General features: G+C 76.3%; 2 pseudogenes. One reads left to right on the forward strand and one right to left on the reverse strand.

What is annotated here, in order from left to right:
• Window positions 1-371, reverse strand: a pseudogene (locus tag HMPREF3105_RS00165) (methylated-DNA--[protein]-cysteine S-methyltransferase); the annotation flags it as partial.
• A gap of 72 nt (window positions 372-443) precedes the next feature.
• Here HMPREF3105_RS00165 and HMPREF3105_RS00170 point away from each other — a divergent pair.
• Window positions 444-654, forward strand: a pseudogene (locus HMPREF3105_RS00170) (TIGR01777 family protein); the annotation flags it as partial.

Below are 654 nucleotides of genomic sequence, written 5' to 3' on the forward strand. Positions count from 1 at the left end.
CGCAGCTCCCGCCACGCCCGCTGCCGGAACGCGGTGCCCGGCTGGGTGACGTCGAGGGCGTCGAGCGCGGCCACGTCCCCCGCGGCGTAGGCGGCCAGGGCGTCGGCGACGGGCTGGGACGCACCCGGACGCGGTTCCACGGGGCGCGGGTTCATCTCGCGGTCGGCGGTCTCCGGGTCCAGGGCCACGAGCCGGTCCATGAGCGTCTCGAGGAGGCGCCCGATCGCGGCGGCGGGGGGCTCCGAGTCCTCCGGCACGGCCACGCCGGAGGCGCGCACCGTCTGGTCCTCGGGGGAGAAGACGGCCACGAGGGTGAGCTCGGTGGCGGGCAGGGCGGCGGCGGTCCAGCGCAGCTCGGGAAGCAGGTCCATCCCCTCATTGTCCTGCACGGCCCGGCCCGGACAGGTGTTCGCGCGTCCCCTCCCTGTGTCAGGCTGGCGTCCATGACCGAGATCCGCGTCTTCGAGCATCGCACCCTCCTGCGCCACCCGCGTGAGGTGGTCTTCCGCTGGCTGGAGAACCCCGGCGCGCTGGAGCGGCTCACCCCGCCCTTCGCGGGCGAGGTGGTCCACGGACCCACGGACGGCCTCCGCGTGGGCTCCGAGTCGCGGCTGCGCATCCAGGCCCCCGGGGCGGCCGGCCTGTTCGCCGGCG

This window comes from Micrococcus sp. HMSC31B01, assembly GCF_001816085.1.
In the GTDB taxonomy this organism is placed as follows: domain Bacteria; phylum Actinomycetota; class Actinomycetes; order Actinomycetales; family Micrococcaceae; genus Micrococcus; species Micrococcus luteus.